A 22,553-nucleotide genomic window follows, 5' to 3' on the forward strand; every position below is an offset into this window, starting at 1 on the left:
TCTGCCGCCTAAAGCGGCCGGAAGCACGTGACTTTAGTCATGTGAGGTTCACTCGGTAGTAACTACCGGGTAAGATAACCATAGTATAGAATTCGGACTTTGTCAAGCGATCAGCTCTTCAAATTTTTTCTGTTCCATCGGTTTATAATAATAGAATCCCTGCAGCTCGTCGCATCCTTCGGCGATCAGAAAATCTACCATCTCTTTCGTCTCCACACCCTCGCAGACAATCCATTTGTCTGTGCGTTTTAAAAGATGGAACATCTCTTCCAGTACAATTTTTCCTTTTTCGGAGAGGCCCGCCGAGAGGAAATGTTTGTCAATTTTAACTTCATCAAACAGAATATCCTTCAGCGAATTTAAGGACGAATATCCAGACCCAAAATCGTCCATGGAAATGCGGATATTCCGGTCGTGGAAAAAGCGGATCATCTGGTTGACGGCATCAATGTTATGAATGTACGTTGTCTCTGTGATCTCAAAAACCAGGTACTTCGAAGGAATCTGATAATGATCGAGCAGCTGTGTGATCCGCTGTGTGAACGTATCGATCTTGCGGAAATGAACCGGCGACACATTCAGCGAGAGCGGCAGCAGCGGAAGTCCGTTTTCCCGGCGGTCAGCGAGCCACTGGAAAGCAGCATTATACACATAATAGTCGAGCGACTCAATCTCTCCGGTCTCCTCCAGAATCGGCAGGAAGCTGTCCGGGAACCAGAGCGTGCCGTCCTCGCGCAGCCAGCGTACCAGCACCTCGGCGCTTGCAATTTCCTGCATTTTTCCGCTGATTTTCGGCTGGAAATAAATCTGAAATTCTTTTTTCGCAAGGGCATTCTGGAAGGAATGAATGGTCTCCGCGCGCTTCTGTTCCGTGCTGGAAAGCTCGGCGTTGTATTCGAAGACGCAGGTGGAAGTTTCCTTCGCACGCCGCCGCGCAATGTTGGCATGAGAGATGACTTCCTCCGCTGGTGTGTCCGTGTCATTCAGATAATAGACGCCAGTGTTCAGCGTCATGTAATTCAGCGGGTACGATTCCAGCACTTCGCGGATCGCCTGCTTGTGATAGGCGGAAATCTTTTCCCGCACCACGGCCGGATCCTGCCCGGTGATATCGATAATGCCGACAAAGATATCGGAGTGATAGCGGTTCACAAAGAGTGTCTGCGGAAAGAGTTCCAGCTTTTTCAGGATGAAATTCAGAATGTTCGTACCCATCTCATAACCCCAGTAATCGTTGATCAGATGAAAATTGTCGACATCCGTCATCAGAAAGGCGTACTGCTTTTCTTCGCTTCTGTTATTGAGAAGCGTAAAAATTTTTTCTTTTAAAGAATCCGTGGAAATGCTCTCAGCAAGCATACTGCGGCGGGCGGCGAGAGGTCCGTTTTTCTGGAGCTGTTTTTTATACCGCTTGTCCTGGTACATTTTTTCGTCCGCCATTTGCAGCAGATCCATGATCAGATAATAATGATTTTTGCAGCTCAGCTCATATCCGACGGCATAGCTCAGCGGGTGATCCGCCGTCTGGTTGTAGGTGTCGATCATCGTCTGCAGCTGAAGATTCATCTGCTCCAGCTGGTTCCAGGTTGCATGATTCTGCACAATGACAAATTCATCACCGCCGAACCGCGCCAGAAAGCTGTCCTCGGTCAGAATGCGGGTCAGATAGGAGGCGAAGGTCTGGATAAAGACGTCGCCTTCTTCGTGGCCGTACGTGTCGTTGATCATCTTTAAATTGTTCATATCAAACATCATCACGCTGACATCGAGTGTATCGTCTGCGTTCTGAAGCTGGAGGAGCTTTTCTTCCAGCGACTTTTTATCGTGCACGCCGGCGACATCAAAGCCGGAGCGGCGGATCAGGCTTTTCAGATAATCGGTAAGCGTCAGTGCAGAGGCGCAGCCGAGCAGCGTAAGGATAATCAGAAGCGCAAAGGCGCGATGATCCAGCCCACGCTTGAAATGCAGAAGCAGCGATGTCAGAAAGACGACATAGAATGCGATCTGCAGATAGCACAGTTTGATGATTTTTTTGTTCTTTTCCATAATACTCCATACTTTCTAAATGCGTATGCAAAAAGTGAACCCTGCCATCGGTTCAGCTGGCATACACAATAATTTTCTTGGCCAGACTCTTATCCAGCCCGATTTTACTGCCCTTCACCATGACGAGATAATAACCGTGAAGCTCCGACAGAATCGAAATCCTGGCCCCGGGAACAAACCCAAGCGACTCCAGATAATGACGCTGCTTTTCCTGGCCGCAGATTTTATTGATGGCGTAAAACTGATTGAAAACGGTTAAATTTAAAGGCATGCAGGACCTCCTTTATTGCGAGAGTGCATCAAGTTAGAACTGCCTAACGGATAGTATAGCATAACATATTTGGAACAAAATGGAAAACTTTTTCTTTGAGAAATTTTTTCAAAAAAGCTTTTATGGGGACGGACGTATTTTAACGTTTCTTATTTTGGGGGAATCATGTATAATGGAAATGAAACATCAGTGACAAACTATGACATGGGAAAAGGAAGAGAAAACAATGAAACATAGAATAAAAATCCTGCTGCTTGCAGTTCTGATCGCAGCGCTCTGCAACTGTATGCTGATGATCGGGATGACCAAAACGAAAGAGAAGAATACCATTCCAAAAGATGCAAGCCTGATCTGCGAAGAAACCGTATCGCCGAACAAGGACTATATTACGGATGAAAAAGACCTGGTAAATTATACCGTGCGCGTCTATCAGGAAAAAAACAACGACATCATCGTCTATGCGGAATCCAATTCGCCGCTGTTCGATGAAGCACAGTACATCGTAATATGCGACCACGCCATCACTGCCGACGATGTCCATATCAAATGGACAACCCTCATGGGCAGCACCGAAGCGAGCGAGAAAGATGAGATCGGACTCGCACACGTTTCGATCTCAAAAGACGGGGAAGTGTTCAATGAAAAGACGATCAGCTTTGTGGCGAAAGCGGTGAATGCGGTTACGGATGTGATAGGGTAAAGAAAATAGGATAACAAAAAAGAAACGGGCAACTCCCTCTGCATGAGACGATTAACTTTACAAGAAAAGAAAAAAATATCCCCCCACCCGGCTTGTGAGAGCCTGAAATATCAAATATAATGAACGAACAGTACATGGATCAGGCGCGCAGATCATGGGAGTACAAAGCAAAAAAGCGGTCAGTCCGGGTAAAAACGGTCTGAAAATGGGAGGAAAAGGATGAAAAAGAAAATATTATCTTTGATGCTGATGGTGTCTCTTGCAGCATCCCTTGCGGCATGCGGTCAGGACAGCGGGAAAAACAGCAACAGTACAGATTTGTCGAAAACAGAGACGGAAGCTTCTTCCGGCCAGACAGGGGAGGAAGAGACGACCCTGGTTTACGGTTCTGCTGATTATACCAGGATTAATCCGGCGATGGATGAGCACGGTGAAATTAATCTACTGCTGTTCAACGGACTGACCGCACACGATGCGGATGACAACATTGTTCCGGGTCTGGCAGAAAAATGGGAGTACGATGCAGAAACCTGCACCTACACCTTTCATATCCGGGACGGCATCCAATGGCATGATGGAGAAAAATTTACGGCGGACGATGTGAAATTCACCATCGAAGCGATCATGGATCCGGAAAACGGATCTGAAAATGCACCAAATTATGAGGATGTAGAAGAGATTACAGTTATAGATGACAGCACCGTTTCCTTCCGCCTTTCCGAGCCGAACGTGGCTTTCCTGGAATACATGACGATGGCCATCCTGCCGAAGCACCTGCTGGAAGGTGAAAATATGCAGGAGTCGGATTTCTTCCGAGCACCGGTCGGAACAGGTCCGTACAAGCTGGAAAGCTGGGATGAAGGCCAGTCGATCGTTCTGACAAAAAATGAAAATTATTACCTCGGTGCACCAAAGATTGACAAGGTCATTTTCAAAATTGTACCGGATGATAATGCACAGGCAATGCAGCTGGAATCCGGCGAACTGGATCTGGCGCTGCTTGACCCGAAAAATGCACAGAATTTCAAAGAAAAAGACGGTTTTACCTGCTACGATATGACAACGGCAGATTACCGCGGAATTTTATTTAACTTTGCAAATGATTACTGGACGAAAAACAGAGACATCATTCCGGCGGTATGCTATTCTATTGACCGTCAGGCGATCATTGATTCTGTACTTCTTGGCGAGGGAATGCCGGCATACAGTCCTCTGCAGCGTAACATTTATAATAACGAAAATGTAGAACATTATGATTACAATCCGGAAAAAGCACAGGAAATTCTGGAAGCGGCCGGATGCACCAGAAACAGCGATGGTTTCTATGAGCGGGACGGCGAAGAAATCGGTTTTGTCATCAGCGTGATGTCCGGTGAGCAGGACCGCATTGATATTGCCCAGGCAGCAGCACAGCAGCTCCGGGAAACCGGAATCAACTGTACCGTAGAAATTCCGGCACAGATGGACTGGGGCGGACAGATGGCCTGTCTGATCGGCTGGGGAAGCCCGTTCGATGCGGACGATCATACATATAAGGTTTTCGGCACGGACAAAGGGGCGAATTATTCGAGCTATTCCAATGAAAAAGTAGATGAGTATCTGTCTCTTGCCCGCCAGAGTGACGATCCGGAAGTGCGGAAAGAATATTACGGAAAATTCCAGGAAGAACTGGCAGAAGATCCGGCCTATGCATTCATCTGTTATATTGATGCAAATTATGTAGCGGACTCCGGCATTCAGGGAATTTCTGAGGATACCGTACTTGGCCATCACGGCGTTGGTATTTTCTGGAATATTCAGGACTGGACAATGACAGAATAAATAAAGAAAAAGCAGACGAAGGGGGTATGTTTACCCCCTTTTTGTCCGTACAGGAGAAAAACAGAATGGAAGAACGATTAAAGGTGGAGCATCTTTCGGTCAGCTTTTTTACCGATGAAGGGGAAGTGCAGGCAGTTCGGGATGTCAGCTTTTCCTTGCAGGCGGGAGAGGTGCTTGCTGTGGTTGGCGAGTCAGGCTGCGGAAAAAGTGTACTTTGTAAAAGCATTATGAAGCTGCTGCCGGAGAATGCGAAGATCAAAAACGGAAAGATCTTGGTCAATGGCGAAGATCTTGCAGGCTGCGGGGAGCGCAGAATGCGGGAGCTGCGGGGAAAGCTGTTTTCGATGGTGTTTCAGAACCCGATGACGTCCCTGAACCCGACGATGACCGTCGGAGCGCAGATTGCAGAGGCAGTACGGGTGCATCAAAAAGGCATGGGAAAAGAAGCAGTGGAACAAAGAGTGACAGAACTGATGCAGCTGGTGGGGATTGAGCAGGCGAAGGAGCGGAAAAAAGCATATCCGTACCATTTTTCCGGCGGAATGCGGCAGAGAATCGTACTGGCGATTGCACTGGCGGGAAATCCGGAAATTTTGTTTGCGGATGAACCGACAACGGCGCTGGATGTGACGATTCAGGCACAAATTCTGGATCTGTTGCGGGAAATCCAGAAAAAACTCGGAACGGCAACCGTTTTTGTCACACATGACCTCGGCGTCGTGGCACGGATTGCAGACCGGGTAGCGGTCATGTACGCAGGAAAAATCGTAGAGATCGGGACCGTGGATGAGATTTTTTATGATCCCCGCCATCCGTATACGTGGGGACTTCTGCGTTCGATCCCGTCATTTTCGAGGGGGAAGGAAAGCCTGCCGGTCATACCGGGAATGCCGCCGTCTCTTCTCCATCCCCCAAAGGGAGATGCTTTTGCCAGCCGCAATGACTATGCGCTGGAAATTGATTTTGAGGAGGAGCCGCCGATGTTCCGGATCACAGACAGCCATTATGCGGCAACGTGGCTGCTGGATGCGAGAGCACCGAAGGTTGTTCCGCCGATAGGAGAAAACGGAAATGAAAGATAAAATTTTACTGGATGTGTGTCATCTGACTCATATTTTTCCGTTGTCCGGAAAAACAGCGGTAAAAGCGGTCGATGATGTGTCGTTTCAAATTCGAAAAGGAGAAATTTTTGGTCTTGTAGGAGAATCCGGTTCCGGAAAATCCACGGTGGCACGCTGTGTAATGAATGTTTACAAGCCGTATGCCGGGCATATTTATTATAAAAATGTGGATACCTGTGACAGAGGGCAGTTTCGGAAAAATAAAAAAATGCTGCAGACAACGCGCCAGATGATTTTTCAGGATTCCGGTTCCAGTCTGAATCAGAGAATGAAGGTCTGCGATATCATTGAGGAGCCGATGCGAGTGCAGAGAATCCGGCCGCTGCGCGGAAGCTATCAGGAGGAAGCAAAGTTTCAGATGAAGTATGTAGGTCTGGATCCGGAATATCTGAAAAAGTATCCGGGTGAATTGTCCGGCGGACAGCGGCAGCGCGTTGCGATTGCACGGGCTCTGACGATGGAGCCGGAGCTTCTGGTAGCAGATGAGCCGATTGCATCGCTGGACGCGTCGATCCAGGCGCAGATTGTGAATCTGTTCCGTCATCTGCAGAAGGAGCACGGTTTTTCGTTCCTGTTTATTGCGCATGATCTGGATATGGTCGAATTTCTGTGTGACAGAGTAGGTGTGATGTATCATGGAAAGCTGGTGGAAACCGGTCCGGCGCGAGCCGTGTTTGAAAATCCGCTGCATCCGTATACGAAAGCACTGATCGCGGCCATTCCGATTCCGGATCCGCGAAGGGAAAGAGCGCGAGCTGTACCGGATTTTTCCAATACAGAATTTCCCCGGACGGGAACACTGCGGGAAGTGGAAAAAGATCATTTTGTGCTGATGGAGGGAGGCGATGCAGGATGAAAAGCCGGAACAGAGTGCTTTACTATGGAAAAAAAGCAGCGGCATTTCTGGCAAGTGTTCTGCTGCTGTCTGTGCTCGTATTTTATATTTCAAGGCTTGCGCCGGGAGATTCGCTGGTATCATATTACGGAGACCGCGTGGAAAAAATGACGCCCGAAGAAAGAGCGTGGGCCGAAGAAAAATTGGGATTGAAGGATCCCATTTCCGTACAGTATATCCGCTGGGCAGGCAATGCGCTGCATGGGAATTTCGGAATTTCGTACAAATATAAAATGGATGTAACGCGCGTGATCGAGGGAAGAATTGGAAATACGCTGGTGCTTGGCGGCATTGGGTTTCTGCTGATTTTCACCCTCGCGCTGCTTCTTGGAATTCTCTGTGCATGGAAGGAAGATACATGGCTGGACCGCATCATCTGTAAGGTGGGAACCATCACGGGATGTATTCCGGAATTCTGGCTGTCGCTGCTTCTGATTCTTGTTTTTTCCATGCAGCTCAAATGGCTGCCGAGTTCCGGTGCCTACTCTGTTGGAAAACAGGCAGATTTTTCTGACCGTGTCTGTCATCTGATCCTGCCGATGACGGTCGTAGTGCTGAGTCATTTGTGGTATTACGCATACATGATCCGCAATAAAATTCTGGATGAAGTGCGGGAAGAGTATGTGCTTCTGGCAAGAGCCAAGGGGCTGAAACGAAAGACGGTTCTGTTCCGGCATTGCCTGCGGAATACGATTCCGTCGTATCTTGGCATCATGGCCATTTCTGTTCCGCATGTGCTGGGGGGAACCTATATTGTAGAAACGGTTTTCTCGTATCCCGGTATCGGAACGCTGGCGTATGAGAGCGCACGGTACAAAGATTACAATCTTCTGATGCTGCTTTGCCTGATGTCCGGAATCGTTGTGATTCTGTGCAATATGGCGGCACAGATCATCAACGAGAGAATTGATCCGCGGATGCGGGAGAAAGAAGCGGCAGAAACATCGGAGGTAATGATGCTGTGACAGAAAAAACACAATTATTTCAATTTGCAGGAGAGAGGCCTGCAGAAAAAACAGAAGCAGAAAAAAAGAAAAAATGGTATCAGGACCGGCCGGTGGCAGCAGGGCTTTTTCTGGGTCTTCTTGTGCTGGGCTGCCTTTTCTGTCGGCAGATCATGACGAAGGATCCCTCATATATGGATCTGAAAAACTGTTCCGTCATGCCGTGCCGGGAATTTCTGTTTGGAACCGATACGATGGGAAGAGATATTTTCTCGATGATCTGGTACGGCGGCAGAATATCGCTGGCGATCGGTCTGCTTTCTACGCTGATTTCCACTGTGATTGCCGTTCTCTTCGGCGCAGTCAGCGGATGTGCACCGGCGTGGCTGGACGCACTTCTGATGCGGCTGACCGAGATCTTTTTGTCGGTGCCGAATCTTCTTCTTGTCATTTTTCTTCTGGCCGCTGCGGGAAAATCCAATGTGATTACGATTTCTGCCGTGATCGGAATGACAAGCTGGACAAGCATTACAAAGGTTGTGCGGACCGAAGTACGGCAGATCCGGAACAGTGAATACGTGATTGCGTCGCGCTGTATGGGAGGCAGTTTTTTCTATATTTTATGGCACCATCTGGCACCGAACTTTTTTTCGTCTATTATGTTTATGGTGGTTATGAACATCCGAAGTGCGATTGTAGCAGAATCCACACTGAGTTTTATGGGAATCGGTCTTCCGCTGGAGGTGATTTCCTGGGGCAGCATGCTGTCACTTTCGGAAAAAGCGCTGATGACAAAGGCATGGTGGATCATTCTGATCCCGGGTGTTTTTCTGATTGTGACGCTGCTTAGTTTTACAAGCATTGGAAATTATCTGCGAAAGCAGGCAAACAGAAAACAGAGAAATCTGTGAGCTGTTCAGAGAGGCTGCGGTCTGTGGGGAATCCCTGCAGACTGCAGCTTTTTTGTCTTGCAATCAAATACAGGGATTGCTATAGTGAAAAGCAGAAAGAGTATTTTAATACCTAAAAACAGCGGGAGGAGAAGGAAATGCTGAAGAGTCAGGAAATGCGGAAACTTGCACCGGAGATGGATCCGCTCCGGATTGGAACAGGATGGAAAAAAGAGGATCTTGAAAAACCGCAGATTATGGTGGAGAGTACGTACGGGGACAGCCACCCGGGAAGCGGCCACTTGAATCTGCTGGTCGAGGAAGTGCGGAAAGGCGTTGCGGAAGCGGGGGGCTTCGGGGCGCGGTATTTCTGCACCGACATCTGTGACGGCGAGAGCCAGGGAACGGACGGCATCAACTACAGTCTTGCGAGCCGCGAGATGATCGCCAATATGATCGAGATCCACGCGAATGCGACACCGTTTGACGGCGGCGTCTATCTGTCGAGCTGCGACAAGGGTATGCCGGGCAATCTGATCGGCCTTGCGCGTGTCAATATTCCGGCGGTTGTTGTGCCGGGCGGAACGATGAATGCGGGACCGGAGATGCTGACACTGGAGCAGCTTGGCATGTACAGCGCAAAATTTGAGCGCAGTGAGATCGACGAGGAGAAGCTCGACTGGGCGAAATGCAATGCCTGCCCGAGCTGCGGTGCCTGTTCGTTTATCGGAACGGCATCCACGATGCAGATCATGGCGGAGGCACTCGGCCTCGCCCTGCCTGGAAGCGCTCTGATGCCGGCGACAAGCCCGGATCTTCTGGCATATGCACGGGAGGCAGGCCGCCAGGCGGTAAAACTGGCACAGATGGAGCATATGCGGCCAAGCGATCTTGTGACGAAAGAGAGTTTTGAGAATGCGATTCTTGTCCACGCGGCAATTTCGGGAAGCACAAACTGCCTGCTGCACATCCCGGCCATTGCGCATGAGTTCGGCATCGAGATCACCGGCGACACATTCGATCGTCTGCACCGCAACGCGCGGTATCTGCTCGATGTCCGCCCGGCAGGAAGATGGCCGGCAGAGTGCTTCTATTATGCGGGCGGCGTTCCGGCGATTATGGAAGAAATCAAAGATCATCTGCATCTCGATGTGATGACAGTGACCGGAAAGACACTGGGTGAAAATCTGGCGGAGCTTCGTGAAAATGGATTTTATGAGAAGTGCAGCGGATGGCTCGCAAAATTTAATGAGCGGTATGGAACTTCAATTACAAAAGAAGATATTATCCGCCCGTATGACAAGGCGATCGGAACGGACGGCAGCATCGCTGTTCTGCGCGGAAACCTTGCGCCGGAGGGAGCCGTCATCAAGCACACGGCCTGCCCAAAAGAAATGTTCCACGCCGTCCTCCGTGCCCGACCGTTCGACAGCGAGGAGGAGTGCCTCGATGCCGTGCTGAAACATAAGGTTCAGAAAGGCGACGCCGTCTTCATCCGCTACGAAGGCCCGAAAGGCAGCGGTATGCCGGAGATGTTCTATACTTCCGAGGCAATCAGCAGCGACAAAGAGCTTGGAAAGAGCATCGCGCTTATCACCGACGGCCGTTTTTCCGGCGCCTCCACCGGCCCGGTTATCGGCCACTGCAGTCCCGAAGCTGTAGACGGCGGCCCGATCGCACTCGTCGAGGAAGGGGATTTGATTGAGATTGATGTGAAGGAACGAAAACTTAACATCATCGGAATCGCCGGTGAGCGCAAGTCCATGGAAGAAATCGATGCGATCTTAAAAGAACGCCGCCAAAACTGGAAACCGCGCGAGCCGAAATACAAAAAAGGCGTACTCCGTCTTTTCAGCCTCCACGCAGCAAGCCCGATGAAAGGGGCGTATCTGGAGTACTAAAAATACTTGCGTTTTTCTGGGATGGTCTTTAGAATTTAAGGCAGAGCAAAAAATGGAGGAAGGAGCAACAGAAAAACAAGTGAAAGAAAATACCTAAAAAACAAACGGTTCCTGTATAATGTTGCATCTCTTCAGAAAATGGTCGGAAGTCCAGATTCTGTACAGAAGAATGTGGTGCTGGAGAACAATTCGCTGTCGGCGGAGCAGATTACCGGTGTGGAAAACCGAAAGAGCAAGGCAGGCGAAGCCGTTCTTCCGGTACTGCGCAGTGTTTCGCTGTTTCTTCTCGGGCTGCTTGGCGTGCTTCTGATTCTGCTGACGCTGCTTGTGATTGCGGCGGAGGCGGCGCGGATCATCTGCCTTGGACCGGCGGCAAAGAAACAGCAGAAGGAGCGGCCGGGCAGGCGGATCCGGAGAACGGAAGCAAGAATTTACCAGTATCTTTGTCTGTGGGGCATAGATGCCGGTCTTGGCTGGAAAACAGCAGCAACCGATGCAGAACTCGCCCGCAGATTTCCGGCGATCGAGCCAGGCGAATATACGCGTGTCTGCCATCTGATCGAGAAACATATCTACGGTGAGATTCTGCTGTCTCCTTATGAGGAACGTACGCTGAACCATTTTCTGGAAAAGCTGATGGAGCCGGTACCGGGCTGCAGCTGGAAAATGCGGCTGAAGCTGCGCTATGCGTGTCTGCGCCGTGTGAATACGAAGAAAAAGAAGAGAAAGCACAGCGCTTTCCAGCAAAAATAAGGGTTAGGAAAACAAATAAAAGGAGGGTTTTACCATGAAATTTGTAACATTTAATATTCGCTGTGATTTTGGCCAGGATGGAGCCAATAATTTTATCTACCGCAGACCGCTGATTCTGGAAAAAATCAGACAGGAAAAGCCGGATATCATCGGTTTTCAGGAGGTACTGCCGCATGTGGCTGCCTGGCTGAAGGAAAATCTGACAGAATATTACATTGCCGGATGTGGAAGAGAAAAGGATCTGACCGGTGAGGCAATGATCATTGCCTATCGGAAAGAACGTTTTCAGAGTGTGAGCCTGGAAACCTTCTGGCTGTCACCGACACCGTACGTGCCGGGATCCCGCTATCCGGTACAGAGTATGTGCCCGCGTACTGCGACGGATGTGGTATTTGAGGATATGGAGACCGGAAAAGTGTTCCGCGTCATCAACACCCATCTGGATCACGAGTGCGCCGGGGCGAGAAAGCTTGGCCTGGAGCAGATTCTCGCACATCTGAGAGCAGAGAAAGCATTTGCCGATGTGCCGGTGATTCTTAGCGGCGACTTCAATGCCGAGCCGGACAGCGAAGAGATGAAACCGCTGAGGGAAACTGCCGGTCTTGTGAATGCGACGGAAGGAATCGGCATTACCTTCCACAACTATCATCGCGATGATCCGAACGATCCGCAGTGCTCGATTGACTACATCATTCTCAAAGGGGACTGGGAACTGAAAAAGGTGGAAAAATGGACGGAGCAGAAGGACGGTGTGTGCCTTTCTGATCATTATCCGATCTGTGCGGAACTTATTTAAAATATGGATGCAAGAGGCGGCCGCCGGGAGAAAAATCTTCTGGCGGCGTTTTTTTACGATAGTTATAGGAAAAACTTATAACAAGTCAAAGAAAAAAGGGAATATACAAACGCCGCATTTTCTGTTATGATAGGTTACGTTACAAAACCTATCAGATTAGTATAGAAAGAAAAATTACGAAATAACAGGAGATTATTCATATGGCAAGAGGAATTGACACAAAATGTATCCATTTAGAAGAGGACGAGGGACAGTGTAGCCACTACGGCGCACTCAGCTACCCGATTTATCAGACCGCAACGTATGCGCATCCGGGCGTAGGACAGAGCACCGGATTTGATTACAGCAGACTGCAGAACCCGACCAGAGAGCATCTGGAGAAGATGGTGGCTGTGCTGGAAAACGGAATTGATGCGTTTGCATTAAGCTCCGGCATGGCAGCGATCTCACTTCTGATGGAGCTGTTCCGCCCGGGAGACCACATCATTGCGGATTCCGATTTGTACGGCGGAAGCATTCGTCTGTTCCACCATGTGAACGAGAAAAACGGCGTCGAATTTTCCGGCATCGACTGCTGCCGTGATGACGTGGAAAGCTATGTGAAAGAAAATACAAAAGCCATCTACATCGAGACCCCGACGAACCCGATGATGAACGTAACCGACATCCGAAAGATGGCGGATATTGCAAAACGCCACAACCTGATTCTGATCGTGGACAACACCTTCATGTCTCCGTACTTCCAGAACCCGCTCGATCTCGGCGCGGATGTTGTCATCCACAGCGGCACGAAATACTTAAGCGGCCACAATGATACGCTGGCAGGCTTTATCGTGACAAACCGTGAAGACATTCAGGAAAAACTGCGTTTCCTGATTAAGACAACAGGTGCAGGTCTTGCTCCGTTTGACTGCTGGCTGGTGCTGCGCGGCATGAAAACTTTAGGCATCCGCATGGAGCGTTCCCAGGAGAATGCAGAGCAGATCGCTGCATGGCTGCAGAAGCAGAAAGCAGTCACAAGAGTGATCTATCCGGGACTGCCGGATCACCCGGGCCATGAGATTATGAAAAAACAGGCAAGAGGCTTCGGTGCTATGCTGACAATCCAGCTCGAGAGCAAAGAGTTTGCCCTTGCCATTCTGGAGAAGGTAAGAATGATCCGTTTCGCAGAGAGCCTCGGCGGCGTGGAGACACTCGTTACGTATCCGACGACGCAGACACATGCCGATGTGCCGAAGGAAATCCGTGAGCGGAACGGAATTACGGAGAGCACCCTTCGCTTCTCCGTCGGAATTGAAAATATCGAGGACCTGATCGGCGAGCTTGAGAAGGTTTTTGCAGAAATTGAGGAAGAGAAAAATGACGGAAAGAAATCTTGATTTTGACAGAATCATCAACCGAAAAAATACAGACTGTTTAAAATATGACTTCGCAGTAAAACGCGGTATGCCAGCTGACGTGCTGCCGCTGTGGGTGGCGGACATGGACTTTGAGACATCCTCCTACATCGAGGATGCGCTGGTGGAGCGTGTAAAAATGGGCATTTACGGCTACAGCGATGCGCAGACTCCATATTTTGAGGCAGTTGCGGGGTGGATGAAACGCCATCACAACTGGGAGCCGAAAGAAGAATGGCTGATCAAAACGCCAGGCGTTGTGTTTGCACTTGCGATGGCAGTCAAAGCTTACACCGCGCCTGGGGATGCCGTGCTGATCCAGTCACCGGTTTACTATCCATTTTCGGAAGTCATTGCGGATAACGGCAGAAGAGTTGTCAGCAGCACGCTGGTGCTCGGCGATGATAACCGCTATCACATGGATGTGGCGGATTTCGAGGAGAAGCTGAAAGCTGAAAACGTGAAGCTCTTTTTCCTCTGCAATCCGCACAACCCGGTCGGAAGAGTCTGGACGAAAGAGGAGCTGACGGCAATCGGAGATCTCTGCATAAAGTATGGCGTGACGGTTGTAAGTGATGAGATCCACGGAGATTTCATCTTCAAAGGCGAGCATCAGGTGTTTGCCGCAATCAAAAAAGAATACGAGGATATCACGATCACCTGCACGGCACCGAGCAAGACGTTCAATCTGGCAAGTATGATGATGTCGAATATCTTTATCGCCAACCCGGAACTCCGTGCAAAATTCCGGAAACAGCTTGACGCAGCCGGAACGAGCCAGCTTGGCGTGATGGGGCTGGTGGCATGCGAGACGGCATATAACAAGGGCGAGGAGTGGTATGAGGCAATGCTTTCCTATGTGAAGGCAAATGCAGAATTTACAAAGCAGTATGTGGAGGAGCAGCTTCCGGGCGTGAAGATGATCGACCTGGAGGGAACATATCTCGTATGGCTCGATTTTCGCGAGACGGGGCTATCCGTTGATGAACTGGAAGACCTGATTATCAACAAGGCGAAGCTGTGGCTTGACAGTGGCAAAATCTTCGGAGACTGCGGACGCGGTTTCCAGCGGATCAACATTGCCTGCCCGCGCGCAACCCTGACCGAGGCACTGGAGCGGATTCGGGATGCAATGAAAAGCAGATAAAGCCACACCGATGAGATGCGTAGCATTTTGGAAGTTGGCTCTGAACAGTGACGAAAACATGTTGAAAAGGCGCAGCTTACGGAACATCTTTTTGGGAGATATGATTTTTTTTGTGTCTCCGGTAGAGAAAGAAGAAAGCTGCGCCTCCGCATATCAAAACGAGTACTTTCACCGGAATCTGATATACCGGATACACAGAGGTATAAATGCAATGATATTCTGGCGAAGAAACTTCGCTTTCCTCAGCAGGGCTCGGGCTCCAGGAAAAAGATGCCAGAATTCGAAAATATTTTTTATCAGAAGAAAACTGGCTATAAGGAAGATAAAAATCTGGGTTTCCAGGCGTTGTGATTTTCCGTTCCAGCGTCCAGGGTTCTTCCGTGCTGTTCCGAGTCCACAATTCTGCTTTTTCTAATTCAAAAAGATACATCAGTGGATCTGTCTCCAGACGGATAAAGTCTTCTTTCGCAGTTCTTACCTGGGTTATATTTTGAAAATCGAAAACTGTCTGATATAACAAAGAACGATCTGATTTTTCCTGATAGGTGAGTACATTTGCGGCATACAGATCTTGGAAACTTTTTGTCTTTTCAGATCGTTTAAAAAAATAGAAATCGATAGGTTTGGAAGAAGTTTTTCGATACTCGTTTTCTAAACTGGATTCTATTGGCGAAGCATTTTCTGGTACGTTTTCTTTTAAAAAAGAGCACAATACCGTATCGTCATTTTCGAATGCAGTGTCTGCTTTGACTGGAACAGAAAAACAGAATAACAGGGTGAAAAATAAAAATTTGATTTTTTTCATAATGAGTTACCTCTTATTTATGGCTTTATTCAGTTGATGCCGGATTTAAAAGTTTTTTTGAATGGTTGTTCTGTACTTTTTGTTCCTGCAATTCCTAAAACATTCATAATCTGCCCGTTTTTCTACGAGTAATGGCGACTTGCTCATGATTTTACTTAAATTACTTGAAAATACCTTAAACACAATTTGCCTATCAGAGAAATTTGTGCTTCTGGATAGGCAAATTGTTACTTTGAAAGAGTAATTAGAAATTAAATGTACTTGTATGTGGTGAATGAAAGTTTAATAACTTAGGTTCATTGTTTTATATGCAGTATAGGCTGTTCCTGATGGAGAGTAGCTAATTCCACCACCGTTGTAGGAAAAAGAGATACTGTAGCCGGTTTTCTGGGGATTATATAAGTATCCCATTACAATTCTTTTATCACTGCTATTACCTGCAGTAGCGTGACAGTATGTAACACCTTTAAGCTTCATGGCATAGTCGGGTGTTCCTAGTTGACTCCCTGAAAATTCAGCACCAGATAATTGCTGATTATTTGCAGTAAGAGTTCCACCGACTTTCCAATCGTTCATAGTATTATCTTTGTACCATAATTTTCCACCATATTCATACGGTCTCATAGCAGCGCCTAATTGAAAAGAAAAACTGTCTTTTCCGCGAGGTTGTTTATTAGAAGTAAACTCGTATGTTGGATAGATATAAATGGTTGATGCATTTTTAAAAGCTGATGCAGTAAAGGAAATACCGGTTAAAGTTTCGCTACTGAGTATCGATATTTGATTTTCGATATTTGAATTAATATATTCAAAATGTTTACCTCCACTTTTTAAGTCATCCACAATGAACTGCATGACGTCATCATCCAGCTTTTCTATTTCCTTTTGTGGCATTCCGGTTTTTAATAGATATGCTTTGTTAGATAGAACAACATTATTATCTGCCTTTACATTGCAAATTACCATATTTAAGGACAGAATACAACAAATAAAAAATGCAAGACATGTTTTTAATTTTTTCATGATGAGTGGTCTCCTTTCATAAGTATTGTTGGATGGTTTTAGTTTTTTATTTATCCTTAGATTAGTGCACTATCTGAAAAGTAAATTCGTTCGTTAATATGGATGATAAAATAGAAAATTAATAAAAATGCTTGTAATTATTATATAAATATATGAAAAATAAATCAATAGTCAAAAAACATATAAATAAATATATGAATTTGTAAAAAACAACGATTTTGTAAAAAGAATGTAATTTTAGAGAGATATATACGTATAAAAAAATAAAACGTGATTTTAATTTGCAGTGATATGGATTCTATGATATAGTGTGGTAAAGTGATGCTGTGAAAAAAAACAAAACCCCGTCGGCAAACAAGGCGGGTAGCGCAGGAAAGGGGATCATAACAATGTATATTACATGCCTGGATGTAGAAGGAGTACTGGTACCGGAGATCTGGATCGCGTTTGCGGAGGCAAGCGGAATCCCGGAGCTCAAAAAAACGACACGCGACGAGCCGGATTACGATAAACTGATGAGATGGAGACTTGGAATCTTAAAAGAGCACGGCCTTGGACTGAAAGAAATTCAGGCTACGATTGAAAAGATCGACCCGCTGCCGGGCGCAAGAGAGTTCCTCGACGAGCTGCGCACCTTCTCCCAGGTGATCCTGATCAGCGACACCTTTACGGAGTTTGCCGCACCGCTGATGAAAAAACTGGGCTATCCGACGCTGTTCTGCAACTCTCTGGAAGTAGCAGACAACGGAGAGATCACAGGTTTTAAGATGAGAGTCGAGCAGTCGAAGCTCACTACCGTAAAAGCACTGCAGTCCATCGGATTTGAGACGATCGCAAGCGGTGATTCCTACAATGACCTTGGCATGATTCAGGCAAGCAAAGCAGGATTTCTGTTCCGCTCGACCGACAAAATTAAAGCCGACTATCCGCAGATTCCGGCGTATGAGACGTATGAGGAGCTGCTTGGTGCGATCAAAAAGGCAATGGAGGAGAAGTAAACAAAAAAGGTGATTTCCGGAGGCTGCGACGAACGGTCAGGAAAACAGAAATATGGGGGTTTTATTACATGAGAAGAAGAATTCAGGTAGAAGCAGAAAAACCACAATTCTGCGTCACAACAGGAATTACATTTGCACAGGCGGATGCCTGGTTTGGAAACACGGTGCAGGATTTGAAGCTGGATTTGATTTACCCGCGGGATAACACCAGAAAATATCCGTGTGTGGTATGGATTTGCGGAGGGGCCTGGATCCAGATGGACCGCTCGGCACATCTTGCCTATCTGTCCGTACTGGCACAGCAGGGATTCGTTGTTGCATCGGTAGAATACCGCACAAGCAATGAGGCAAAATTTCCGGCGCCGCTGCAGGATGTGAAAGCAGGAATTCGTTATCTGCGTGCACATGCCGATCGCTTCAACATTGATCCGGACCGCATCGGTGTGATGGGAGAGTCTGCGGGCGGTTATCTGACCTGCATGGCAGCGCTTGCGACAGATCCCGTTTATGATGTGGGAGAAAATCTGGAATATTCCAGTGCCGTACAGGCCGCCTGCCCGTGGTACCCGCCGACCGATTTCCGCGGATTCCCGTACAGTGATCCGGAGCAGTGTGCGGCATCTCCGGAATCCCTTCTGATGGGCAAAAACGTGATGCGCCATCCGGAAGAAGCACTCGCATGCTGTCCGGTCAGCTTCGTGACAAAAGCCGCACCGCCGTTTCTGATTATTCACGGAGAGGATGACCATACTGTTCCGTTCGGACAGGGAGAGGAACTGCACGACGAACTGGAAAAAGCGGGATGTGACGTCACACTGCTTTCGATCGAGGATGCCGACCACGCAGATCTTCGTTTCTTCCAGAAGGAAGTGTGGGACGAAATCTGTGCGTTCTTCCGCGCAAAACTGTAAAAGAAGCAAAAGCAGAGTGAAAGTCCAGGAGATTTTCGCTCTGTTTTTTGATTGTTTGGGAGAATCTGTGGTGCAGCATTTTTTGCAGGATAAAGTCTACCCATCGGAGTTCTTTCCGTGTATAATGAATACAGGAAAGATCACAATGTGAACAGGAAGGAGGCCGCCATGGGAAGATTTTTAAATCCGGGAAATGAAGCATTTTCGGAAGTCATTCATTCAGAAATCTATGTAGATAAAACACCGCTTCTGGAATATACCAACAGAGTGATCAGTACTACATCAAAATTTATCTGCAGCAGCCGTCCGAGGCGTTTCGGAAAGTCAATCACAGCGGAGATGCTGTCGGCATATTACAGCAAAGGCAGTGATTCCAGAGAACTGTTTGCGGACTATGCGATTCATAAGGCGGAGTCCTTTGAAAAACATCTGAACCAGTATGATGTGATTCATTTTGATGTCCAGTGGTGCATGATGGATGCCGGAAATGCGGATTGCGTTGTGGAATATATCAATAACGGAATTCTGCAGGAACTGAAGGAAAAATACGGAGAACTGATTCCGGATACTGTGAAGACGGTTTATGGGGCGATGTCCTATATTAAGGCTGCTGCGGGAAACAAATTTGTTGTCATCATCGATGAATGGGATGTACTGATCCGAGATGAAGCGCAGAACCATAAAGTGCAGGAAGAATATATTGATTTTTTAAGAGGCATGTTCAAAGGATCGGAACCGTCAAAATATATTGCACTGGCGTATCTGACAGGAATTCTGCCGATCAAGAAATTAAAGACACAGTCCGCCCTCAACAATTTCGAAGAATTCACCATGCTGGATGCAGGAAGAATGGCACCGTATGTTGGCTTTACAGAAGCGGAAGTGCATGATTTATGCGACCGGTACGGACAGAACTATGAACAGGTGAAATCATGGTATGATGGATATTCTCTGGAAGGGTATCAGGTATATAATCCCAAAGCCGTTGTCAGCCTGATGCTGAACGGAAAATATAAAAGCTACTGGTCCAATACCGGCAGCTATGAAGCAATCGTGCCACTGATTAACATGAATTTCGACGGACTGAGGGCAGCTATCATAGAAATGATGTCGGGGGCCGCCGTGGATGTGGATGTGACGTCTTTCCAGAATGATACTGTAAGCTTTGCCAACCGGGATGATATACTGACGTATTTGATCCATCTCGGATATCTGGCTTACGATCAGGACAGGCAGCAGGTTTTTATTCCGAATGAGGAAATCAGACATGAACTAAACAATGCGGTGAAACGCAACAAATGGAATGAAATGATTACTTTTCAGAAGGAATCCACAGATCTGCTGGATGCAACCCTGGATATGGATGAAAAAGCGGTAGCGGATGGCGTAGAGAGAATTCATCAGGAGTACAGTTCGGTGATCCAATATAATGATGAAAATTCCCTGAGCAGCGTGCTTACGATAGCATATTTAAGCTCTATGCAGTATTATTTCAAACCGATAAGAGAGCTGCCGGCTGGGCGCGGTTTTGCAGATTTTGTTTATCTTCCGAAACCGGAATACAAAACAAGTTATCCGGCGCTGCTGGTAGAACTTAAGTGGAACAAAAGCACAGATACAGCTATGGAACAGATCCGGGACAAAAAATATCCGGATTCTATTCTGGAATACACAGGAGATCTTCTTCTTGTGGGGATCAACTATAATAAAAGGACGAAAGAACATGAATGCAGGATTGAAAAGATAAAAAAATAGAAAACAAAATGCAGAGAAGAAAAACGTCATACTATGGATGAGGGATTCATGGTATGACGTTTTTGCAAACATTTGAGTCGATCCGAAACAGGAATGAACGATTAGATTTTAGAAATTTTTTTCAAAAAAGTCCTTGATCGGTAGCAACTCCCGGGTGATAAACTAAAGCTACAAAGACAGGGAAATAACAAAATATCACACATCAAAATAAAACAGGGAGGTTATGATGATGAATTTTACATTAAGCAATCAGGTGCAGATCCCGGCAGTGGGAATCGGAACTTTTATGATGACACCGGATCAGGCAGAGCAGGCGGTTGTGGACGCATTAGCATGCGGATACCGCATGATTGATACTGCACAGGCTTATATGAACGAGCGTGCAGTTGGGCGCGGAGTTAAAAGATCCGGGGTGGCAAGAGAGGACATTTTCATCTCGACCAAAATATGGGCGAGCCAGTATCTGACAGAGGGAACGGTAGAAAAGAGCCTGGAACTGCTTGGAACCGACTACATCGATCTGATGTTTATCCATCAGCCGGCAGGCGACTTCATGGCAGGCTACCGCAAACTGGAAAAAGCGTACAAAGAGGGCAAAATCAAAGCTATCGGTATTTCCAATTTCCAGGGTGAAAAGTTGAAAAAACTGCTGGAAGAGTGCGAAATCAAACCGCATGTGATCCAGATGGAAGCGCATCCGTATTACCGCGATGAGGAGACTATTTCCGCACTTGCTCCGTGCGGCTGCCGTGTGATGGCATGGTATCCGTTGGGACACGGTGATCATGCACTGCTTGAGGAGCCGATTGTCAAAGAACTTGCGGAAAAATATGAAAAGAGCACCGCGCAGGTGATCTTAAGATGGCACACCCAGGTTGGAAATATCGTCATCCCGGGTTCTACGAATCCGGAGCACATCAAGGCAAACCTCGATATCTTCGGTTTCGAACTGACCGACGAAGAGATGAAGAAAATGGAAGGCCTGAATAAAAACGTGCGTTACTATTACCCGGATGAGGAAAAACTGGCAGCATATGTGAATATGAAGATCGATTTGGACAGCCAGAAATAAAATAAATACGGCCTGCCAAAGATGGAAGAACATGTGTTTACTGCATTTATTTGATAAGAAAGGGAAACAAAAATGGAATATAAAGTATTGACAAATGGTATAAAAATGCCGATGGAGGGTTTTGGGGTTTTTCAGGTAAGAGATAAAGAAGAGTGCAAAGAATCTGTATTAAATGCCATCCGGGCGGGCTATCGTCTGATCGACACGGCGGCTTCTTATACAAATGAAGATGCCGTTGGGGAAGCCGTCCGTGAGGCGATTGCAGAAGGAATCTGCACCCGTGAAGAACTGTTCATCACATCCAAGATGTGGGTACAGGATATGCAGAATTATAAAATGGCAAAGAAAGCGATTGATCATTCAATTGAGACGCTGGGCGTGGAATATCTTGATCTTTATCTGCTGCACCAGGCAATGAAAGATTATTTCAGTGCATGGCGTGCTATGGAGGATGCATACAAAGAAGGAAAGTTAAGAGCCATTGGTGTTTCCAATTTTTATCCTCATGTGCTGACAAACTTCTGCGAGACCGTAGCGATCCGTCCGATGGTCAACCAGATAGAAATGCATCCGTATTTCACACAGGAGCCTGCGTTAAAAGTTATGGAAGAGTACCAGGTCGTGCCGGAGGCATGGGCACCGCTCGGCGGAGGCCGTCACAATCCGTTTGACAATGAAATGGTAAAAGAAATCGCGGCTGCACATGGAAAGACGGTAGGACAGGTTGTTCTACGCTGGAATGTACAGCGCGGCGTTGTGGTCATTCCGAAATCGGTTCACAAGACGAGAATCGAAGAGAATTTTCAGATCTGGGATTTTACACTGACCGAAGAGGAAATGCAGAGAATCAGCTCACTGGATCTCGGCTATCAGGGAACTGCGGTAAAACATTTTGATCCGGAATTTGTTAAAATGTGTAATACCAGAAAAATCCACGAATAAAACAGGGCGGTTCGTTTTCCGACTGCGGTAAGATCGTTTCCGCACAGGCAGACGTTGCGTTCCTGGACCCTTTGGGTCAGAAATAAAAGTCAAAAATAAGAAAGGCCAGAAACGCTGTGTATCGTTTGCTTCTGGCTTTTTTTTCTTGATAAAAAACGTTTCACGTACGAAACACCTGTACCGATATCTTCGTCACATATTCTTTCACAGACGCCGTTGCCAGTTCGTCGATCACTGCTTCTTTGTAGGAATACTGGCCCGTCGAAAAATGGTTCTGGTCGATCCAGTCGAAGAGGGTTTTGTAGGTGTCTTTTGAAAACGGCGCGTCGCATTCTCGTTACTTTAGCCTGCAAATAAAAAGTCAA

At 47.3% G+C, this 22,553-nt stretch carries 21 protein-coding genes; 16 read left to right on the plus strand and 5 right to left on the minus strand.

The window, feature by feature from the left end:
• Positions 1-102: 102 nt before the first annotated feature.
• Both DW642_RS15355 and DW642_RS15360 read right to left on the minus strand, forming a co-directional pair.
• The gene (locus tag DW642_RS15355) at positions 103-2,046 is read right to left on the minus strand and encodes a bifunctional diguanylate cyclase/phosphodiesterase (protein ID WP_117510949.1); all 1,944 of its coding nucleotides are present in this window, start codon (positions 2,044-2,046) and stop codon (positions 103-105) included.
• A gap of 52 nt (positions 2,047-2,098) precedes the next feature.
• Entirely contained in the window at positions 2,099-2,317 is a 219-nt protein-coding gene (locus DW642_RS15360; protein ID WP_117510951.1) for a FeoA family protein, read from the minus strand.
• Between the two features lie 226 nt (positions 2,318-2,543).
• On the opposite strand from DW642_RS15360, the gene DW642_RS15365 reads away from it, so the two are divergent.
• From DW642_RS15365 to DW642_RS15415, 11 genes are all read left to right on the plus strand, one after another.
• Positions 2,544-3,017 carry a hypothetical protein gene (locus DW642_RS15365; RefSeq protein WP_117510953.1) on the plus strand — a complete coding sequence of 158 codons (474 nt, stop codon included), beginning with the start codon at positions 2,544-2,546 and terminating at the stop codon, positions 3,015-3,017.
• Positions 3,018-3,236: 219 nt separating this feature from the next.
• The gene (locus DW642_RS15370) at positions 3,237-4,838 is read left to right on the plus strand and encodes an ABC transporter substrate-binding protein (RefSeq protein ID WP_199596447.1); all 1,602 of its coding nucleotides are present in this window, start codon (positions 3,237-3,239) and stop codon (positions 4,836-4,838) included.
• A 65-nt stretch (positions 4,839-4,903) separates the two neighbouring features.
• Complete coding sequence (locus DW642_RS15375) at positions 4,904-5,920, plus strand: ABC transporter ATP-binding protein (protein WP_117510955.1); 1,017 nt, start codon at positions 4,904-4,906, stop codon at positions 5,918-5,920.
• A complete protein-coding gene (locus tag DW642_RS15380; RefSeq protein ID WP_117510960.1) occupies positions 5,910-6,815 on the plus strand; it encodes an ATP-binding cassette domain-containing protein in 906 nt (301 codons plus the stop codon). Before DW642_RS15375 ends, DW642_RS15380 begins: the two co-directional genes overlap by 11 nt.
• A complete protein-coding gene (locus DW642_RS15385) occupies positions 6,812-7,819 on the plus strand; it encodes an ABC transporter permease (RefSeq protein ID WP_117510962.1) in 1,008 nt (335 codons plus the stop codon). The genes DW642_RS15380 and DW642_RS15385 overlap by 4 nt, the downstream gene beginning before the upstream one ends.
• The gene (locus DW642_RS15390; protein WP_117510964.1) at positions 7,816-8,709 is read left to right on the plus strand and encodes an ABC transporter permease; all 894 of its coding nucleotides are present in this window, start codon (positions 7,816-7,818) and stop codon (positions 8,707-8,709) included. The genes DW642_RS15385 and DW642_RS15390 overlap by 4 nt, the downstream gene beginning before the upstream one ends.
• A gap of 137 nt (positions 8,710-8,846) precedes the next feature.
• The gene (ilvD, locus tag DW642_RS15395; RefSeq protein WP_117510966.1) at positions 8,847-10,589 is read left to right on the plus strand and encodes a dihydroxy-acid dehydratase; all 1,743 of its coding nucleotides are present in this window, start codon (positions 8,847-8,849) and stop codon (positions 10,587-10,589) included.
• 174 nt (positions 10,590-10,763) lie between these two features.
• Positions 10,764-11,342, plus strand: a complete 579-nt coding sequence (locus DW642_RS15400; RefSeq protein WP_147326136.1) for a hypothetical protein — start codon at positions 10,764-10,766, stop codon at positions 11,340-11,342.
• Between the two features lie 34 nt (positions 11,343-11,376).
• The gene (locus DW642_RS15405; RefSeq protein ID WP_022462537.1) at positions 11,377-12,138 is read left to right on the plus strand and encodes an endonuclease/exonuclease/phosphatase family protein; all 762 of its coding nucleotides are present in this window, start codon (positions 11,377-11,379) and stop codon (positions 12,136-12,138) included.
• Between the two features lie 200 nt (positions 12,139-12,338).
• Positions 12,339-13,517, plus strand: a complete 1,179-nt coding sequence (locus DW642_RS15410) for a trans-sulfuration enzyme family protein (protein ID WP_117510969.1) — start codon at positions 12,339-12,341, stop codon at positions 13,515-13,517.
• Entirely contained in the window at positions 13,498-14,682 is a 1,185-nt protein-coding gene (locus tag DW642_RS15415; RefSeq protein ID WP_117510972.1) for a MalY/PatB family protein, read from the plus strand. Before DW642_RS15410 ends, DW642_RS15415 begins: the two co-directional genes overlap by 20 nt.
• 76 nt (positions 14,683-14,758) lie before the next feature.
• Here the strand turns inward: DW642_RS15415 and DW642_RS15420 are convergent, their stop codons facing one another.
• Together DW642_RS15420 and DW642_RS15425 are read right to left on the minus strand one after the other, a co-directional pair.
• Positions 14,759-15,487 carry a hypothetical protein gene (locus tag DW642_RS15420; RefSeq protein ID WP_022462534.1) on the minus strand — a complete coding sequence of 243 codons (729 nt, stop codon included), beginning with the start codon at positions 15,485-15,487 and terminating at the stop codon, positions 14,759-14,761.
• Between the two features lie 282 nt (positions 15,488-15,769).
• The gene (locus DW642_RS15425; protein WP_022462533.1) at positions 15,770-16,510 is read right to left on the minus strand and encodes a hypothetical protein; all 741 of its coding nucleotides are present in this window, start codon (positions 16,508-16,510) and stop codon (positions 15,770-15,772) included.
• Between the two features lie 389 nt (positions 16,511-16,899).
• Here DW642_RS15425 and thrH point away from each other — a divergent pair, with 389 nt between their 5' ends.
• The 5 genes from thrH to DW642_RS15450 all read left to right on the plus strand — a co-directional run bounded on the left by thrH (position 16,900) and on the right by DW642_RS15450 (position 22,188).
• Positions 16,900-17,508 carry a bifunctional phosphoserine phosphatase/homoserine phosphotransferase ThrH gene (thrH, locus tag DW642_RS15430; protein ID WP_117510974.1) on the plus strand — a complete coding sequence of 203 codons (609 nt, stop codon included), beginning with the start codon at positions 16,900-16,902 and terminating at the stop codon, positions 17,506-17,508.
• A gap of 68 nt (positions 17,509-17,576) precedes the next feature.
• Positions 17,577-18,419 (plus strand): alpha/beta hydrolase, encoded by an 843-nt coding sequence (locus DW642_RS15435; protein ID WP_055221185.1) that lies wholly within the window; start codon positions 17,577-17,579, stop codon positions 18,417-18,419.
• Positions 18,420-18,587: 168 nt separating this feature from the next.
• Complete coding sequence (locus DW642_RS15440; protein ID WP_117510976.1) at positions 18,588-20,174, plus strand: AAA family ATPase; 1,587 nt, start codon at positions 18,588-18,590, stop codon at positions 20,172-20,174.
• 229 nt (positions 20,175-20,403) lie between these two features.
• Positions 20,404-21,246 carry an aldo/keto reductase gene (locus DW642_RS15445; protein WP_330410169.1) on the plus strand — a complete coding sequence of 281 codons (843 nt, stop codon included), beginning with the start codon at positions 20,404-20,406 and terminating at the stop codon, positions 21,244-21,246.
• A 72-nt stretch (positions 21,247-21,318) separates the two neighbouring features.
• The gene (locus DW642_RS15450) at positions 21,319-22,188 is read left to right on the plus strand and encodes an aldo/keto reductase (RefSeq protein ID WP_117510981.1); all 870 of its coding nucleotides are present in this window, start codon (positions 21,319-21,321) and stop codon (positions 22,186-22,188) included.
• 89 nt (positions 22,189-22,277) lie between these two features.
• Here the strand turns inward: DW642_RS15450 and DW642_RS16080 are convergent.
• Positions 22,278-22,553: hypothetical protein (locus DW642_RS16080; protein ID WP_207660214.1), on the minus strand; the 276-nt coding region annotated here is incomplete at its 5' end.

Source organism: Blautia sp. AM23-13AC (assembly GCF_003435675.1).
In the GTDB taxonomy this organism is placed as follows: domain Bacteria; phylum Bacillota; class Clostridia; order Lachnospirales; family Lachnospiraceae; genus Fusicatenibacter; species Fusicatenibacter saccharivorans.

What these genes read in the sequence shown, in the direction of transcription:
- DW642_RS15355 (WP_117510949.1), bottom strand. Translation starts at nt 2,046, where the DNA reads ATGGAAAAGAACAAAAAAATCATCAAACTGTGCTATCTGCAGATCGCA.
- DW642_RS15360 (WP_117510951.1), bottom strand. Translation starts at nt 2,317, where the DNA reads ATGCCTTTAAATTTAACCGTTTTCAATCAGTTTTACGCCATCAATAAA.
- DW642_RS15365 (WP_117510953.1), top strand. Translation starts at nt 2,544, where the DNA reads ATGAAACATAGAATAAAAATCCTGCTGCTTGCAGTTCTGATCGCAGCG.
- DW642_RS15370 (WP_199596447.1), top strand. Translation starts at nt 3,237, where the DNA reads ATGAAAAAGAAAATATTATCTTTGATGCTGATGGTGTCTCTTGCAGCA.
- DW642_RS15375 (WP_117510955.1), top strand. Translation starts at nt 4,904, where the DNA reads ATGGAAGAACGATTAAAGGTGGAGCATCTTTCGGTCAGCTTTTTTACC.
- DW642_RS15380 (WP_117510960.1), top strand. Translation starts at nt 5,910, where the DNA reads ATGAAAGATAAAATTTTACTGGATGTGTGTCATCTGACTCATATTTTT.
- DW642_RS15385 (WP_117510962.1), top strand. Translation starts at nt 6,812, where the DNA reads ATGAAAAGCCGGAACAGAGTGCTTTACTATGGAAAAAAAGCAGCGGCA.
- ilvD (WP_117510966.1), top strand. Translation starts at nt 8,847, where the DNA reads ATGCTGAAGAGTCAGGAAATGCGGAAACTTGCACCGGAGATGGATCCG.
- DW642_RS15405 (WP_022462537.1), top strand. Translation starts at nt 11,377, where the DNA reads ATGAAATTTGTAACATTTAATATTCGCTGTGATTTTGGCCAGGATGGA.
- DW642_RS15410 (WP_117510969.1), top strand. Translation starts at nt 12,339, where the DNA reads ATGGCAAGAGGAATTGACACAAAATGTATCCATTTAGAAGAGGACGAG.
- DW642_RS15415 (WP_117510972.1), top strand. Translation starts at nt 13,498, where the DNA reads ATGACGGAAAGAAATCTTGATTTTGACAGAATCATCAACCGAAAAAAT.
- DW642_RS15420 (WP_022462534.1), bottom strand. Translation starts at nt 15,487, where the DNA reads ATGAAAAAAATCAAATTTTTATTTTTCACCCTGTTATTCTGTTTTTCT.
- DW642_RS15425 (WP_022462533.1), bottom strand. Translation starts at nt 16,510, where the DNA reads ATGAAAAAATTAAAAACATGTCTTGCATTTTTTATTTGTTGTATTCTG.
- thrH (WP_117510974.1), top strand. Translation starts at nt 16,900, where the DNA reads ATGTATATTACATGCCTGGATGTAGAAGGAGTACTGGTACCGGAGATC.
- DW642_RS15435 (WP_055221185.1), top strand. Translation starts at nt 17,577, where the DNA reads ATGAGAAGAAGAATTCAGGTAGAAGCAGAAAAACCACAATTCTGCGTC.
- DW642_RS15440 (WP_117510976.1), top strand. Translation starts at nt 18,588, where the DNA reads ATGGGAAGATTTTTAAATCCGGGAAATGAAGCATTTTCGGAAGTCATT.
- DW642_RS15445 (WP_330410169.1), top strand. Translation starts at nt 20,404, where the DNA reads ATGAATTTTACATTAAGCAATCAGGTGCAGATCCCGGCAGTGGGAATC.
- DW642_RS15450 (WP_117510981.1), top strand. Translation starts at nt 21,319, where the DNA reads ATGGAATATAAAGTATTGACAAATGGTATAAAAATGCCGATGGAGGGT.